Raw genomic sequence first — 15,578 nt, 5'->3', positions numbered from 1 at the left:
TACTGCTTACAACGGTGTCGCGGTAAATCTTTAAAAATTGCCTTTGACCCATGCCTGCAACCGCTCGAACAACGGCGCTTTCGCCTCGTCGTCACTGCGGTAGCTGTCACGGTTGCTCGGGCCCGACAGGGAAATGCCGTCGGTCTGCTTTTGCAGCCCGTACAACAGCAAGCCCACACCGGTGGAGTAAATCGGGTTGCGCACCACGTCGCCCAGGCCTTTGACGCCATGAGGCACGCCCAGGCGGACGGGCATGTGGAAGATTTCCTCGGCCAGTTCGACCGCGCCTTCCATCTTCGAGGTGCCACCGGTCAGCACGATGCCGGCCGGGATCAGATCTTCGTAGCCGCTGCGGCGCAGTTCAGCCTGGATCAGGGTGAACAGTTCGTCGTAGCGCGGCTCGACCACTTCGGCCAGGGCCTGGCGCGACAGTTCGCGCGGTGGACGGTCGCCCACGCTCGGCACCTTGATGGTCTCGCCGGCACCGGCCAGTTTGGCCAGGGCGCAGGCGTAGCGAATCTTGATTTCTTCGGCGTACTGGGTCGGTGTACGCAGCGCCATGGCGATGTCGTTGGTCACCTGGTCACCGGCAATCGGGATCACGGCGGTGTGACGGATCGCACCCTCGGTGAAGATCGCGATGTCGGTGGTGCCGCCGCCGATGTCGACCAGGCATACGCCCAGTTCTTTTTCGTCGTCAGTCAGTACCGAGTAGGCCGAGGCCAACTGCTCAAGAATGATGTCGTCGATTTCCAGGCCGCAGCGGCGCACGCATTTTTCAATGTTCTGTGCGGCGTTGACGGCGCAGGTCACCACGTGGACCTTGGCTTCCAGACGTACGCCCGACATGCCCAGGGGCTCACGAACGCCTTCCTGGTTGTCGATCACGTAGTCCTGCGGCAGCGTGTGCAGCACGCGCTGGTCAGCCGGGATCGCCACGGCCTGGGCGGCGTCGAGCACGCGTTCAAGGTCGGCGGAGCTGACTTCGCGGTCGCGGATCGCCACGATACCGTGGGAGTTCAGGCTGCGGATATGGTTGCCCGCCACGCCAACGAACGCCGAGTGGATCCGGCAACCGGCCATCAGCTGCGCTTCTTCGATGGCGCGCTGGATCGATTGCACGGTGGACTCGATGTTCACCACCACGCCCTTCTTCAGGCCCCGGGACGGATGCGTGCCAATACCGACGATTTCGATAACGCCGTCTTCCCCGACCTCGCCCACCAGCGCCACCACTTTGGAGGTGCCAATGTCGAGACCGACGATCATTTTGCCGCTTTGCACGTTTGCCATGGGTCCTGCCTCTTCTTAATTCTTCGCGACAGCGGGTTGCGCTGCCGTGGGCGCTGCCGGTTCACGCCAGCCGACGGCCAGGCCGTTGGCGTAACGCAGGTCGACGCTCGCAATGTTCGTAATCTGTTCTTTCAAGGTCTTGTCATAGATGGCAATGAAGCGGCGCATCTTTTCCACCAAGCGGTCGCGTCCCAGCAACAACTGGATGCCCGGGCCGGAACTGCCTGCCCCGGTCGTCAAAAACCAGCTACCCCGTTCACGCAGTTCCAGGCGTGCAATGGAGAAGCCCATGGGACGCAGCATCTGGCTCAAGGCCTGGTACTGCTGCATCACTTGCTGCTGCGCCCGCTGCGGCCCGAACAGCTGCGGCAGGTGCTCATAGTTGGCCAGCTCACGCGGGGTGAACGCCTGGCCCTGGTTGTTCAACAGCGCTTCGTCGCCCCAACGGGCCACGGGCAGTTGTTCTTCCAGGCGGATCGTCACCTGGTCCGGCCATACTCGACGGACTTCGGCGTGGGCGATCCACGGCATCTGTTCCAGCTCTGCGCGCATACCGGCCAGGTCGATGGTAAAGAAGCTCGCCGCCAGGTACGGGCCGATGCGCTGCTGTACCGCTTGCTGGCTGATGTAGCTCAAGTCGCCCTGCACGCTGATCTTGGTGATCGGCCGGTCGGCATACGGCAACAGACGCTGCGCGCCTTCGTAGGTTCCGAAACCCAGCACCACCAGCAACACCGGCCAGAACAGCGCCTTGAGGAAACCAAAGTTGGCTTTCGGCAGGCGCGCCGACATCGGCTCTTTAGCCACCATTCGGCTGGCACCCCGTGGCACCGGCTTGCGGCTCGGTGCTTGTGGGGGCTGATGACGAAGCGATGCGCCTTTCATGTCCTTAGCCTCTTGGCTCAATGCTGTCGGCCAGAATCGCCAGCACCAACTGCTGGAAATCCAAACCGGCCGCACGGGCTGCCATGGGGACCAGGCTGTGGTCGGTCATGCCCGGTGCAGTGTTGACTTCCAGGAACCAGAAATTCCCTTGGTCATCCTGCATCACGTCTGCCCGCGCCCAACCGGCGATACCCAGCGCCTCACAGGCTTTCGCCGTGAGGTCCATCAATTCCTGTTCTTTGCTTGCGTCAAGGCCGCACGGGATCCGGTACTGGGTATCGGAAGCCAGGTACTTGGCGTCGTAGTCGTAAAAGGTGTGGGGCGTGCCCAATGCGATAGGCGGCAAAACCTGACCACGCAGGGTGGCGATGGTGTACTCGGGACCCTGGATCCACTGTTCCACCAACACTTGCGAATCGTAGGTACTTGCCGCTTTCCATGCGTCGATCAATTCGGCGGCCGAGTTCACTTTAGCCATGCCGATACTGGAGCCTTCATGGGCAGGTTTGACGATCAAAGGCAGGCCCAGTTCCTTGGCTGCAGAAATACAATCGTCTTCGCTGCACAGAACACTGTGACGCGGGGTGGGAATGCCCAGGCTGTGCCACACCTGCTTGGTGCGCAACTTGTCCATCGCCAGCGCGGAAGCAAGGATGCCGCTGCCGGTGTAAGGGATGCCAGCGCACTCCAACAGGCCTTGCATGCTGCCGTCTTCACCGCCACGGCCGTGGAGGATGATGAAGGCGCGGTCGATCTTCTCGGCCATAAGGCGAGCGAGGAAATCATCGCCCACGTCGATGCCGAACGCATTCACCCCGGCGCTTTGCAGGGCTTCGAGCACAGCGTTGCCCGACTTGAGCGACACTTCGCGCTCAGCGCTTTTACCGCCGAACAACACCGCGACGCGGCCGAAGTCTGCGGGTGCGATTGTGGAAAACAGGGAGCCGTAGTTGTTGATCATTTCGACTTCCCCTTCGCAGCAGCAAACAGCGGGCTCGCCAGCAACTTAGGCGCAAGACCACCGATATCACCGGCGCCCTGGCACAGCAAAATGTCACCGGCCCGCAGCAGCGGCTTGACGATCGGCGCCAGGTCCACACCACGCTCGATGTAGATCGGGTCCAACTGGCCACGCTGACGGATGCTGTTGCACAGCTTGCGGCTGTCGGCGCCCGGGATCGGTTCTTCACCGGCCGGGTACACCTCCATCAACAGCAGCACGTTGGCGTCGGCCAATACATTGACGAAATCGTCGTACAGGTCGCGGGTACGGCTATAGCGGTGCGGCTGGTAGACCATCACCAGGCGGCGCTCCGGCCAGCCACCGCGCACGGCCTTGATCACGGCAGCGACTTCGGTCGGGTGGTGACCGTAGTCGTCCACCAGCATCACGTCGCCGCCTTCTACCGGCAACTGGCCGTAGACCTGGAAGCGACGGCCCACGCCGGCAAAGCGCGACAGGCCTTCGACGATGGCTTCATCGCTGACGCCTTCGTCGGTGGCGATGCAAATGGTCGCCAGGGAATTCAGCACGTTGTGGTTGCCGGGCATGTTCACCGACACATCCAGCGGCTCGCGGTCGGGACGCAGCACGGTGAAGAAGGTTTGCATGCCTTCCTGGCGCACATTGATGGCGCGCACGTCGGCGTCTTCGCTGAAGCCGTAGGTCACGGTCGGACGCTTGACCAGTGGCAGGATTTCGCGCACCACCGGATCGTCCAGGCAGACCACGGCCAGACCGTAGAACGGCAGGTTGTGCAAGAACTCGACGAAGGTTTTCTTCAATTTGTTGAAGTCACCGTCGTACGTTGCCATGTGGTCTTCGTCGATATTGGTGACGACGGCGACCAGTGGTTGCAGGTGCAGGAAGCTCGCGTCGCTTTCATCGGCTTCGGCGATCAGGTAACGGCTGGTGCCCAGTTGTGCATTGGTGCCGGCTGCATTCAGGCGGCCACCGATCACGAACGTCGGGTCCAGGCCACCGGCCGCGAACACCGAGGCGATCAGGCTGGTGGTGGTGGTTTTGCCGTGGGTACCGGCGACGGCGATGCCGTGGCGATAACGCATCAGCTCGGCCAGCATCTCGGCGCGCGGCACCACGGGAATGCGGCGCTCAAGGGCGGTGGCCACTTCCGGGTTGGAGGTGTTCACGGCGCTGGATACCACCAGCACATCAGCCTCGGAGGAGTTCTCCGCACGGTGGCCGATGAAGATCTGTGCGCCAAAGGTTTTCAGGCGTTCGGTGACCGGCGACTCTTTCAAGTCGGAGCCGGACACCTGGTAGCCCAGGTTCAGCAACACTTCAGCGATGCCGCACATGCCCACGCCACCGATACCAACGAAGTGGATACGACGGATGCGGCGCATTTCCGGTTGTGGCATGGCTTTCTGATTCTCAACCATGGGCCACCTCCAGGCAGATATCGACCACGGTGCGGGTTGCGTCAGGTTTGGCCAGGCGGCTTGCGGTGCTCGCCATGCTATTGAGTCGTTCCGGTTGCATCAAAACCTCAGTCAGGCGTGCGGCCAAATCGGCGGCGCCAGTCGTTCTTTGCGGCAGCAGGAAGGCAGCGCCCTCCCCGGCCAAATATTCGGCGTTGCGGGTCTGGTGATCGTCGATCGCGTGGGGCAAAGGCACCAGCAAGGACGGCAGACCGGCGGCCGCCAGTTCACTGACGGTCAGCGCACCGGAGCGGCAGACCACCAGGTCGGCCCAGCCATAGGCGTGGGCCATGTCTTTGATGAAGGGCTGTACGTTCGCCTCAACACCGGCTTCGCGATAACGCGTGGCGGTGACTTCACCGTGATCTTTGCCAGCCTGATGGAAGACTTCCGGGCGCAATTCCACAGGGAGTTGCGCCAGGGCTTCCGGCAGCAGTTTGTTCAAAGGCTCGGAGCCAAGGCTGCCGCCCATGACCAGCAGGTGCGGCTTGCGCCCTTGCAGTGCTTCACGGGCGATGTCCATAAACAGTTCGGTACGCACCGGGTTGCCGGTGGTGCGCAGCTTGTCCGAGGTACCAAAGGTTTTCGGAAATGCTTCACACACCCGCGCAGCCAACGGCACCAGCAGACGGTTGGCGGTACCGGCGACGGCGTTCTGCTCGTGCACGATCACCGGCACACCGGCAAGCTTGGCGGCAACACCACCAGGACCGGTCACATACCCACCAAAACCGAGCACACACACCGGCTTCAGTTCACGAATGACTTTGCGTGCCTGCCATACCGCCTTGAGCAACACAAACGGCGCCTTGAGCAGGGACAACTTGCCCTTGCCACGCAGGCCGGTGACGTTGATCAGGTGCAGTGGCAAGCCGGCATTCGGCACCAATTCGTTTTCGATGCCACGCGGGGTACCCAACCAGTGCACGGTGTAGCCACGGTTCTGGAATTCGCGCGCACAGGCCAAGGCCGGGAACACATGGCCGCCGGTGCCGCCCGCCATGATCAGCACGTTAGCGCCCATGGGTCGGCTCCTCGGCAAAATCGCTCTCGCTGAATTCCATCTCTTCGCTGCCCAAGTGGGTTCGACTCTCCCACTCGATGCGCAGCAACAAGCCCAAGCACGCGCAGCAGATCACCAACGAACTGCCGCCGTAGCTGAGGAACGGCAAGGTCAGGCCCTTGGTCGGCAGCAGGCCGACGTTCACCCCGATGTTGATCAGGAACTGGCCGATCCACAGGAACGACAAGCCATACGCCACATAAGCAGCGAAATACTGTTTGGCCTTTTCGGCCCACAAGCCGATGTACATGCCGCGTACACACACGAACACGAACAACGCGACTGTGCACAGCGAACCCACCACGCCCAGCTCTTCGGCAAGTACCGAGAACACGAAGTCGGTGTGCGCTTCCGGCAGGTAGAACTGCTTCTGCACACTGTTGCCCAGGCCCACGCCCAGCCATTCGCCGCGACCGAACGCGATCAGCGCCTGGGTCAACTGGTAGCCGGAACCGAACTGGTCGGACCACGGATCGGTAAAGGTGATCAGACGCGCCATCCGGTAGGGTTGCGCCTGTACCAGAATGGTCACGGCGGCCACGGCCAGCACCACCATCAAGGTAAAGCGGAACAGGCCCACGCCGCCAAGGAACAGCATCGCCGCCGCAGCCCCCATCATCACGACGGTGGCGCCGAAGTCGGGCTCCATCAGCAACAGGCCGGCCATCGGCAGCAGCACGATGAAGGGCTTGAAAAAGCCCATCCAGCTTTCGCGCACTTCTTTCTGGCGACGTACCAGGTAACCGGCCAGGTAAATCACCACGAACACCTTGGCGATTTCCGACGGTTGCACGTTGAACGCGCCGAAGCCGATCCAGCGCATCGAACCGTTCACCTCGCGGCCGATACCGGGCAGGATCACCATGATCAGCAAGCCGAACGCACCGATCAGCATCAGCCAACCCAGGCGTTGCCAGGTGGCGATCGGGATCATCATGGTGACGATGCACGCGCCAAGACCGATCACCAGGTACACCAGGTGACGGATCATCATGTACAGCGTGTTACCCGACTGTACGGCGGCCACTTCGGACGACGCCGAGGTGATCATCACCAGGCCCAGGCCCAACAGCGCCAGGCAACCGGCGAGCATCGGGAAGTCGAGGTCGATACCGCGCCCGGTGATGATCGGCGATGGGTACGGCTTGATGATGTTCCGCAAGTTGATACTCATGCCAAGGCCTCCACGGCGGCGGCGAACAGCTGGCCGCGCTCTTCGTAGTTCTTGAACATGTCGAAACTGGCGCACGCCGGCGACAGCAGCACTGCATCGCCCGTCTGGGCCAGGGCTTTGCATTGCGCGATGGCGTCGTCCAGGGAGGTGGCGCGCACTTGCGGCACCGCATCGCCGAGGGCGGCGGCGATCAGGTCTGAGTCACGGCCCATCAGCACCACGGCGCGACAGTGTTCAGCCACTGGGCCTTTAAGGTCCTTGAAGTCGGCACCCTTGCCGTCGCCACCGGCGATCAGCACCAGCTTGCCTTCGATATCGGCGCCAAGGCCTTCGATAGCCGCCAGGGCCGCACCGACATTGGTGGCCTTGGAATCGTTGTAATAGCTGACGCCGTCGAGATCGCGCACCCACTGGCAGCGATGTTCCAAGCCGCCGAATGTACGCAGGGCCGACAGCATGGCGTCGAACGGCAGGCCAACGGCATGCCCCAGCGCCAGAGCCGCCAGGGCGTTGGACTGGTTATGGGCGCCACGGATTTTCAGCTCGCGCACCGGCATCAGGTTCTGGAATTCGAAGGCCAGGTGTTTCTCGCCGTTCTCTTCGCGAATGCCGAAGGCTTTGAAATCAGGCTTGCTCAGGCCGAAGGTCCAGCATGGCAGGCCCTCGCCCATCAGCGGACGGCTCAACGCGTCCTGACGATTGACCACCACTTGCTTGGCGCCCCGGAAGATCCGGTGCTTGGCCAGGTGATAGGCCGGCAGCCCGCTGTAGCGGTCCATGTGGTCTTCACTCACGTTCAACACGGTCGCCACTTCGGCACCGAGGTCGTGGGTGGTTTCCAACTGAAAGCTCGACAGTTCCATCACGTACAGCTCGACGTCGTCGCTGAGCAGGTCCAACGCCGGCGTGCCGATGTTGCCGCCCACGGCCACGCGCTTGCCGGCCGCAGCGGCCATCTCGCCGACCAGGGTGGTCACGGTGCTTTTTGCGTTGGAACCGCTGATGGCCACGATCGGCGCCTGCGCGTTACGCGCGAACAGGTCGATATCGCCCGACAGCTTCACGCCACGGGCGGCGGCGGCTTGCAGGGCCGGCGTCGCGATGGCCAGGCCGGGGCTCACGTAGAGCTCGTCGGCACGGCACAGAAACTCGACATCCAGCTCGCCACAACGCACTTCCACGTGCGGGTAGTCACGGCGCAGCGTGACCAGCTCCGGTGGATTTTCCCGCGTATCGGCCACGGCAAACGGCTTGCCCCGGTTCGCCAGGAAGCGAACCAGGGACATGCCGCTCTTGCCGAGGCCGACAACGATGCGGAAGTGGTCTGAAGCGATCAGGGACACTCGTTTCTACCTCAGTTTCAGGGTGGCAAGGCCGATCAGCACCAGAATCACGGTGATGATCCAGAAGCGGACGATCACACGTGGCTCAGGCCAGCCCTTGAGTTCAAAGTGGTGGTGAATCGGCGCCATGCGGAACACGCGGCGCCCGGTCAACTTGAAGGACGCCACCTGGATGACCACCGACAGGGTTTCCATCACGAACACGCCGCCCATGATGAACAGCACGATTTCCTGGCGAACGATCACGGCGATGGTGCCGAGGGCCGCGCCCAGCGCCAGTGCGCCGACGTCACCCATGAAGACTTGTGCGGGATACGTGTTGAACCACAGGAAGCCCAGGCCGGCACCGATCAACGCACCGCAGAACACGATCAATTCACCTGCGCCCGGCACATAGGGAATCAGCAGATATTCAGCGAATTTCACGTTACCCGACAGGTAGCAGAAGATGCCGAGCGCACCGCCCACCATCACCGTTGGCATGATCGCCAGGCCGTCGAGGCCGTCAGTCAGGTTGACCGCGTTGCTGGAGCCGACGATCACGAAGTAGGTCAGCACCACGAAGCCGATGCCCAGGGGAATGCTGGCGTCCTTGAGCATCGGGATGATCAAAGTGGTTTCCACGGCGCTTGGCGCGGTGGTGTAAAGGAAGATCGCAGCGCCGAGGCCGAACACCGACTGCCAGAAATACTTCCAGCGGCTTGGCAGCCCTTTCGAGTTTTTCTCGATCACTTTGCGGTAGTCGTCCACCCAGCCGATGGCGCCAAACAGCAGCGTCACCAACAGAACGGTCCATACATAACGGTTGTGCAGGTCGGCCCACAGCAAAGTGCTGATGCCGATGGACGACAGGATCAGCGCGCCGCCCATGGTCGGGGTGCCGGACTTGGACAGGTGCGACTGCGGGCCGTCATTACGAACCGATTGACCAATTTGCAGGTTCTGCAGGGTGCGGATCATCCACGGCCCCAGGAACAGCGACAAACACAACGCGGTCAGCACACCCAGGATCCCGCGCAGGGTCAGGTACTGAAAGACCGCGAAGCCTTTGTGGAACTGTTGCAGATACTCAGCCAGCAGCAGCAGCATTAATGTTTCTCCGTACTTGAGCCACACAAGGCCGCGACGACGTTTTCCATCACCGCGCTGCGCGATCCCTTGATCAAAATGGTTGTGTGTTTATCGTGTTCAGCCGCCGTCAGCGCCTGGATCAGCTCGGCCTGAGTCGCGAAATGGCGAGCGCCGGGGCCAAACACGCTGACAGCGTGAGCCATGTGCGGGCCGACGGCGTAAAGCGCGTCGACTTTGCCAGCGGCATAGGCGCCGACGTCGCGGTGGGACTGTTCGGCCCACTCACCCAGCTCGGCGATATCACCCAGCACCAACACCTTGCGGCCGTCGAAGCTTTTGAGCAGGTCGATGGCGGCGCAGATGGAGGACTGGTTGGCGTTATAGGTGTCGTCGATCACGCGCATGCCGTTGCTGGTCAACTGCGCCACGGTGCGCCCTTTGACCGGCTGCACTGCGCCCAAACCTGTGGCGATACCGAACAGCGACACGCCCAGGGCGTAAGCGGCAGCGGCGGCGGCCAAGGCATTGGCGACGTTATGGTTGCCCAGCAGGTTCAGTTGCACGTGTTCATTGCCTTGCGGGGTGTGCAAGGTAAAGGACGGGCAACCCCGCGCATCAACGGTAATGTTGGAGGCGTGGAAATCAGCCGCGGCGTTGAGCACGGCAAACGTCAGGACCTTGCGACCGGCGGCGCGTACACGCCAGGTTTCGAAGGCCTTGTCGTCGAGATTCAACACAGCGGTGCCCGAGGCATCGAGGCCTTCAAGGATTTCACCCTTGGCTTCGACGATTTTCTCCGGGCCACCGAACTCGCCAACGTGGGCGGTACCGGCATTATTGATGATCGCCACGTGGGGCTTGGTCAGCGCCACGGTGTAAGCGATTTCGCCGACGCGCGATGCGCCCAACTCGATCACGGCCGCCGTGTGTTCCGGGGCCAATTCAAGCAGGGTCAACGGAGCGCCGAAATCATTGTTCAGGTTGCCACGGGTCGCGAGAACCGGGCCACGTGTACGCAACACACCGGCGAGCAGTTCCTTGACCGTGGTCTTGCCGCTGGAGCCGGTGATGGCTGCAACAGGCTTGTCAAAGGCCGCACGGTTCAGCGCACCCAGTTGACCCAAGGCCAAGCGAGTATCGGCAACCAGCAGTTGTGGCAGTGTGGAATCCACCACTTCGCGTTGCACCAAGGCGCCGACGGCACCTTTGGCGGCGACGTCATTCAGGTAGTCGTGACCATCAAAACGCGGGCCCGCCAGGGCGACAAACAATTGCCCTGGCTTGATGGCGCGGCTGTCGATACTGACGCCGTCGAAACTGCAATCGCTCGACAACACGCGGGCCGACAGGGCCTCGGTCAGCTCGCTGAATTTCATTGCTTTAAGCATGGGCGACCTCCCAGGCGGTCAAGGCGTGATCGGCCTCGACCAGATCGGAGAAGGCGTGGCGCTCACCGTTGATTTCCTGATAGTCCTCGTGACCTTTACCCGCCAGCACCACCACATCGTCAGCACCAGCGCTGGCGATCAATTGGGCGATGGCTGCACCGCGACCGGCGACAAACGTAGCCTTGGACACGTCTTTGAAGCCGACACGAATGTCGTCGAAAATCTGGCTCGGGTCTTCGCTGCGCGGGTTGTCGTCGGTGACGAGCACTCCATCGGCCAGGCGCTCGACGATCTCGGCCATCAACGGGCGTTTGCCGCGATCACGGTCACCGCCGCAACCGAACAGGCACAGCAGCTTGCCTTTGGCGTGCGGACGCAAAGCCACCAGGACTTTTTCCAGGGCATCCGGCGTGTGGGCGTAGTCGACCACCACCAACGGCTGCTTGCCGCCACCCAGGCGCTGCATGCGACCGACCGGGCCTTCCAGCTTCGGCAGTACACGCAGGATTTCGTCGAGGGCGTAATCCAGACCGAGCAATGCGCCGACGGCCGCCAGGGTGTTGCTCAGGTTGAAGCGACCGAGCAGGCTGCTGCGCAGATGATGTTCGCCCTGCGGCGTCACCAGTGTGGCGCGCACACCTTCGTCATTGAACTGGGCTTCGCGGCAGTACAGGTACGCGCTGGAATCCTCCAGGCTGTAGCTGATCAGGCGCGATTCACGGTCTTCGGCAGCCAGTTGGCGGCCGAATGCGTCATCCAGGTTCACCACGCGGCACTTGAGGTCGTTCCAGGCAAACAGCTTGGCCTTCTCGGCAGCGTAGGCTTCCATGGTGCCGTGGTAGTCGAGGTGATCACGGGAAAGGTTGGTCATCACCGCCACATCAAACGCCAACGCAGCAACGCGGCCTTGATGCAAACCGTGGGACGACACTTCCATGGCAACCGCCTTGGCACCGGCCTTTTTCAGGTCGGCCAGGGTCGCTTGCACGGCGATTGGATTCGGCGTGGTGTGCAGGCCGCTTTGCAACGCGCCGTAGAAACCGGTGCCCAGTGTGCCGACGATGCCGCAGTGCTGACCCAGCAGGTCAAGCGCCTGGGCAATCAGTTGAGTCACGCTGGTCTTGCCGTTGGTGCCAGTGACGCCGACCAGATTGACGTGTCGACTTGGGTCACCATAAAAACGCCCGGCGATATCCGAAAGCTGCTTGGCCAAACCTTTGACCGGAATCAACGGCACGTCGGTGATCGGCAGTACGGTGGCGCCTTCCACTTCATAAGCCACGGCGGCCGCACCGCGTTGCAACGCATCCGCGATATGCGCGCGGCCATCGAATTTACCGCCAGGCACGGCCAGGAACAGGTCACCGGCACGCACATTACGGCTGTCCAGGCTCAACTCGCGAATCAGTAGATCGCGACCGGCGTGGGCAAAAATCTTGTTCAGGCTAAGAGACATCAGCCGCGCCCTCCATTGGCTTTTACGGCAGCGGCCGGTGGTCCGGCGTTCGCTTGTTGGGTCGGCGGCAGGTTGTCCGGCGTGATGTTCATCAGGCGCAGGGTGCCGGACATCACTTTGCTGAACACCGGCGCCGATACCAGGCCACCGAAGTAACCGGCTTTGCTCGGCTCATCGATCACCACGACGATGGCGTAGCGTGGATCGCTCATCGGGCCGAAACCGGCGAACAGCGAACGGTAGGAGTTTTCGGCGTAGCCCTTGGTGCCCACCGAGGTTTTACGCGCAGTACCCGACTTGCCAGCCACGTGATACGCCGGCACCTGGGCACGGAATACGCCGCGCGGTGCTTCGATCACTTGTTGCAGCATGCCTTGCATGGTCTTGGCGACGTTTTCCGGGATCACCTGGGTGGCTTTCGGCGCTTCGTCGACGTGGATCAGGCTCAGCGGAACCATCCGGCCATTATTCGCCAATACAGAGAAAGCGTGGGCCAGCTGGATCGCCGTCACCGACAGGCCGTAACCGTAGGAAAGCGTGGCGGTCTCGGCCTTTTTCCAGTCGCGGTAGTTCGGCAGGTTGCCCACGCGCTCGCCTGGGAAGTCGAGGCCAGTGGGTTGGCCCAGACCGATCTTCTGCGCCAGGTGGTAGATGGTTTCACCGCCGATATCGAAGGCGACCTTACTCATGCCCACGTTACTGGAGTTGATCAGGATACCTGTCAAATCCAGCACCGGGCCTTCAGTGCGCGATACGTCACGAATGGTGTATTTGCCCAACTGCAAGGTGCCTGGATACACCTCGACCTTGTCGCTGGGCTTCCAGCGTCCGGTTTCGAGGGCGGCACTCATGGAGATGGCTTTCATGGTCGAACCCGGCTCGAACACGTCGATCATCGCGCGGTTGCGCATCATCGCCGGTTGCAGGTTGCGACGGTTGTTGGGGTTGTAGGTCGGCTGGTTGACCATGGCGAGGATCTCGCCGGTCTTCACGTCCATGATCACCAGGCTGCCGGCCTTGGCGCCGTTCTCAATGATCGCGTTACGCAGCTCGCGGTTGGCCAGGTATTGCAGGCGCAGGTCAATCGACAACGCCAAGGGCTTACCGGCCTTGGCGTTTTTGGTGACTTGGACATCCTTGATCAGTCTGCCACGCCGATCCTTGATGACTTGTCGTTTGCCGGGAACCCCGGCGAGCCATTCATCGTAGGCGAGTTCCACGCCTTCGCGGCCATGGTCATCGATGTCGGTGAAGCCGACCATATGCGCGGTGGTTTCACCGGCCGGGTAGAAACGACGGAATTCCTCGATGCCGTAGACACCGGGGACTTTAAGGTCGAGCACTTGCTGGCCTTGTTCGGGGGTCAGCCCGCGAACCAGGTAGATAAACTCTTTATTGGCCTGAGCTTCCAGGCGCTCAGCCAAGGCTTTCGGGTCTTGTCCCAACGCAGAGGCAAGGGCCGGCCAACGATCCTTGGCGACCTGCAATTCCTTTGCGTTTGCCCACAGGGTGGTCACCGGGGTACTAACGGCCAAGGGCTCGCCGTTGCGGTCGGTGATCAGGCCGCGGTGTGCAGGAATCGGGATATGACGCAAGCTACGGGCGTTACCCTCGCCGATCAGGAAATCACGGTCGACCACTTGCAAGTCGATGATCCGCCAGGCAATCGCACCCACCATCAATGCCAGCAAGCCGAGCATCAGGCGGAAGCGCCAGGGGTAGAGTGCGCCCTCGAGTTTCATCATGGCGCCACCATGCGGACTTCGGCCGCGCCAGGAATGTGCATTTTCAGCTGTTCGGTGGCCAGCACTTCGATACGGCTATGGGCCGTCCAGGTGCTTTGCTCCAGGATCAACCGGCCCCACTCCGCTTGCGCCTTGTCACGCACACTCAGTTCCCCGTACAGGGTATTGAGCAGTTGACGGTTGTAGTGGGCGCTGTAGGACACCGCAATCGCGGAAACCAGTACACCGACAAACAGCAGCATCATAAAGAAGCTGCCGCCCGGGAGGGGCTTGGCAAAAAGCTTGCTCACCGCAGCTTCTCGGCAACGCGCATGACGGCGCTGCGGGAACGTGGGTTGGCCTTGAGTTCGGCTTCGGAAGCGAACTGCGCTTTGCCATGGATTTTGATTTTCGGCACAAAGGCTTCGAAACGCACCGGCAGGTTGCGCGGCAGGTTGTCGGACTCACCCTTGACCAGGCGACGCATGAACAGTTTGACGATACGGTCTTCCAGGGAGTGGAAGCTGATCACGACAAGGCGACCGCCCACTTCCAGCGCGTCGAGGGCAGCCTCAAGGCCGGCCTCCAGGTCGCCCAATTCGTTGTTGACGTGAATGCGCAGGCCTTGGAACGCACGGGTCGCCGGGTTCTTGCCTTTTTCCCACGCGGGGTTGGCGACCTTCAATACTTCGGCCAAGTCGGCGGTGCGTTCAAACGGCTGGACTTCACGGCGCTCGACCACGGCACGGGCCATGCGACCGGCGAAGCGTTCTTCACCGTATTCCTTGAACACGCGGGTGATTTCTTCATGGGGCGCGGTCGCAATGAACTCCGCTGCGCTGATGCCCCGAGTCGGGTCCATGCGCATATCGAGCGGGCCATCGTTCATGAAACTGAAGCCGCGCTCCGGGTCGTCGAGCTGTGGCGAAGACACGCCCAGGTCGAGCAAAACCCCGGCCACCTTGCCCGCCATGCCACGTTCGGCGACTTCGGCGCCCAGTTCGGCAAAGCTGCGCTGCACAACGACAAAGCGGCCGTCTTCGGCCGCTAGCGCTTGCCCGGTGGCAATCGCTTGAGGGTCTTTGTCGAACCCGAGGAGTTTGCCGTCGGACCCGAGCTGGCTGAGTATCAACCGGCTATGCCCGCCCCTGCCGAAGGTGCCATCCAGATAGCAGCCATCCGCGCGTACGGCGAGAGCCTCAACGGCTTCGTCAAGCAGTACGGTGATGTGGTTAAAGCCGCTATCAATAGTCACAGGATCAAATCACGCAGTTCATCAGGCATAGCGCCCGGTTGTTGAATAGCAGCCAGGTCAGCTGCAGAAACAGCATCCCAGGCATCTTCGTCCCACAATTGGAACTTGTTCAGTTGGCCGACCAGCATTGCGCGCTTATCCAGCTTGGCGTACTCACGCAGACGCGGAGGCACCAGGAAGCGACCGCTGCCATCCAACTCGAGGTCGACGGCGTTACCAATCAGCAAACGCTGCAGGCGACGGTTCTCTTCACGCAATGAAGGCAGGGCGCGCAGTTTGGTTTCAATCAACTCCCACTCATCGAGGGGGTAAACACATAAACAAGGGTCAACAGCATCGATCGTGATGATCAACTGTCCAGAACTTCGCGAAATCAGCTCGTCACGATACCGGCTCGGCATGGCGAGACGGCCTTTTGCATCGAGACTGATAGCGTTAGCTCCGCGAAACACAGATGCGTTTCTCCAAATTTTAGCGTTTTACG

Annotated in this window: 14 protein-coding genes; all 14 read right to left on the bottom strand. The window is 61.7% G+C overall.

Annotation, left to right across the window (positions count from 1 at the left end):
• Nucleotides 1–30 precede the first annotated feature (30 nt).
• From ftsA to mraZ, 14 genes are read right to left on the bottom strand one after another with little or no spacing between them, the layout of a single operon-like run.
• Nucleotides 31–1,293: a cell division protein FtsA gene (ftsA, locus tag ACP7EW_RS09865; RefSeq protein WP_010213031.1), complete on the bottom strand. Its 1,263-nt coding sequence runs from the start codon at nt 1,291–1,293 to the stop codon at nt 31–33.
• Nucleotides 1,294–1,308: 15 nt separating this feature from the next.
• The gene (locus ACP7EW_RS09860; RefSeq protein WP_016974963.1) at nt 1,309–2,178 is read right to left on the bottom strand and encodes a cell division protein FtsQ/DivIB; all 870 of its coding nucleotides are present in this window, start codon (nt 2,176–2,178) and stop codon (nt 1,309–1,311) included.
• Between the two features lie 4 nt (nt 2,179–2,182).
• Nucleotides 2,183–3,139, bottom strand: coding sequence for a D-alanine--D-alanine ligase (locus ACP7EW_RS09855; protein ID WP_426216725.1), 957 nt, complete (start codon nt 3,137–3,139; stop codon nt 2,183–2,185).
• Entirely contained in the window at nt 3,136–4,581 is a 1,446-nt protein-coding gene (gene murC / locus ACP7EW_RS09850) for a UDP-N-acetylmuramate--L-alanine ligase (protein ID WP_426216723.1), read from the bottom strand. Before murC ends, ACP7EW_RS09855 begins: the two co-directional genes overlap by 4 nt.
• The gene (gene murG, locus ACP7EW_RS09845) at nt 4,574–5,644 is read right to left on the bottom strand and encodes an undecaprenyldiphospho-muramoylpentapeptide beta-N-acetylglucosaminyltransferase (RefSeq protein ID WP_426216721.1); all 1,071 of its coding nucleotides are present in this window, start codon (nt 5,642–5,644) and stop codon (nt 4,574–4,576) included. The genes murC and murG overlap by 8 nt, the downstream gene beginning before the upstream one ends.
• On the bottom strand, nt 5,634–6,857 hold the full coding sequence (gene ftsW, locus ACP7EW_RS09840) for a putative lipid II flippase FtsW (RefSeq protein ID WP_033899476.1): 1,224 nt from the start codon (nt 6,855–6,857) through the stop codon (nt 5,634–5,636). The genes murG and ftsW overlap by 11 nt, the downstream gene beginning before the upstream one ends.
• On the bottom strand, nt 6,854–8,200 hold the full coding sequence (murD, locus tag ACP7EW_RS09835; RefSeq protein WP_426216719.1) for a UDP-N-acetylmuramoyl-L-alanine--D-glutamate ligase: 1,347 nt from the start codon (nt 8,198–8,200) through the stop codon (nt 6,854–6,856). The genes ftsW and murD overlap by 4 nt, the downstream gene beginning before the upstream one ends.
• A 6-nt stretch (nt 8,201–8,206) precedes the next feature.
• On the bottom strand, nt 8,207–9,289 hold the full coding sequence (gene mraY, locus ACP7EW_RS09830) for a phospho-N-acetylmuramoyl-pentapeptide-transferase (RefSeq protein WP_033899470.1): 1,083 nt from the start codon (nt 9,287–9,289) through the stop codon (nt 8,207–8,209).
• On the bottom strand, nt 9,289–10,659 hold the full coding sequence (locus ACP7EW_RS09825) for a UDP-N-acetylmuramoyl-tripeptide--D-alanyl-D-alanine ligase (protein ID WP_426216716.1): 1,371 nt from the start codon (nt 10,657–10,659) through the stop codon (nt 9,289–9,291). Before ACP7EW_RS09825 ends, mraY begins: the two co-directional genes overlap by 1 nt.
• A complete protein-coding gene (locus tag ACP7EW_RS09820; protein WP_133074629.1) occupies nt 10,652–12,115 on the bottom strand; it encodes a UDP-N-acetylmuramoyl-L-alanyl-D-glutamate--2,6-diaminopimelate ligase in 1,464 nt (487 codons plus the stop codon). The genes ACP7EW_RS09825 and ACP7EW_RS09820 overlap by 8 nt, the downstream gene beginning before the upstream one ends.
• Nucleotides 12,115–13,857 carry a peptidoglycan D,D-transpeptidase FtsI family protein gene (locus tag ACP7EW_RS09815; RefSeq protein ID WP_017738701.1) on the bottom strand — a complete coding sequence of 581 codons (1,743 nt, stop codon included), beginning with the start codon at nt 13,855–13,857 and terminating at the stop codon, nt 12,115–12,117. The genes ACP7EW_RS09820 and ACP7EW_RS09815 overlap by 1 nt, the downstream gene beginning before the upstream one ends.
• Nucleotides 13,857–14,150, bottom strand: a complete 294-nt coding sequence (gene ftsL, locus ACP7EW_RS09810; protein WP_016974953.1) for a cell division protein FtsL — start codon at nt 14,148–14,150, stop codon at nt 13,857–13,859. Before ftsL ends, ACP7EW_RS09815 begins: the two co-directional genes overlap by 1 nt.
• Entirely contained in the window at nt 14,147–15,094 is a 948-nt protein-coding gene (gene rsmH, locus ACP7EW_RS09805) for a 16S rRNA (cytosine(1402)-N(4))-methyltransferase RsmH (RefSeq protein ID WP_426216714.1), read from the bottom strand. The genes ftsL and rsmH overlap by 4 nt, the downstream gene beginning before the upstream one ends.
• Nucleotides 15,091–15,546, bottom strand: coding sequence for a division/cell wall cluster transcriptional repressor MraZ (mraZ, locus tag ACP7EW_RS09800; RefSeq protein WP_003171868.1), 456 nt, complete (start codon nt 15,544–15,546; stop codon nt 15,091–15,093). Before mraZ ends, rsmH begins: the two co-directional genes overlap by 4 nt.
• Between the last annotated feature and the right edge of the window lie 32 nt (nt 15,547–15,578).

The sequence above is a fragment of the Pseudomonas sp. DWRC2-2 genome (assembly GCF_049897885.1).
GTDB lineage: Bacteria > Pseudomonadota > Gammaproteobacteria > Pseudomonadales > Pseudomonadaceae > Aquipseudomonas > Aquipseudomonas azotoformans_A.
The sequence above is the reverse complement of the archived record's forward strand: the minus strand, read 5'-3'. Positions and strand labels throughout refer to the sequence as shown.

What these genes read in the sequence shown, in the direction of transcription:
- ACP7EW_RS09855 (WP_426216725.1), bottom strand. Translation starts at nt 3,139, where the DNA reads ATGATCAACAACTACGGCTCCCTGTTTTCCACAATCGCACCCGCAGAC.
- ACP7EW_RS09820 (WP_133074629.1), bottom strand. Translation starts at nt 12,115, where the DNA reads ATGTCTCTTAGCCTGAACAAGATTTTTGCCCACGCCGGTCGCGATCTA.
- murG (WP_426216721.1), bottom strand. Translation starts at nt 5,644, where the DNA reads ATGGGCGCTAACGTGCTGATCATGGCGGGCGGCACCGGCGGCCATGTG.
- mraY (WP_033899470.1), bottom strand. Translation starts at nt 9,289, where the DNA reads ATGCTGCTGCTGCTGGCTGAGTATCTGCAACAGTTCCACAAAGGCTTC.
- murC (WP_426216723.1), bottom strand. Translation starts at nt 4,581, where the DNA reads ATGGTTGAGAATCAGAAAGCCATGCCACAACCGGAAATGCGCCGCATC.
- ftsW (WP_033899476.1), bottom strand. Translation starts at nt 6,857, where the DNA reads ATGAGTATCAACTTGCGGAACATCATCAAGCCGTACCCATCGCCGATC.
- ACP7EW_RS09825 (WP_426216716.1), bottom strand. Translation starts at nt 10,659, where the DNA reads ATGCTTAAAGCAATGAAATTCAGCGAGCTGACCGAGGCCCTGTCGGCC.
- ftsA (WP_010213031.1), bottom strand. Translation starts at nt 1,293, where the DNA reads ATGGCAAACGTGCAAAGCGGCAAAATGATCGTCGGTCTCGACATTGGC.
- ACP7EW_RS09815 (WP_017738701.1), bottom strand. Translation starts at nt 13,857, where the DNA reads ATGAAACTCGAGGGCGCACTCTACCCCTGGCGCTTCCGCCTGATGCTC.
- ACP7EW_RS09860 (WP_016974963.1), bottom strand. Translation starts at nt 2,178, where the DNA reads ATGAAAGGCGCATCGCTTCGTCATCAGCCCCCACAAGCACCGAGCCGC.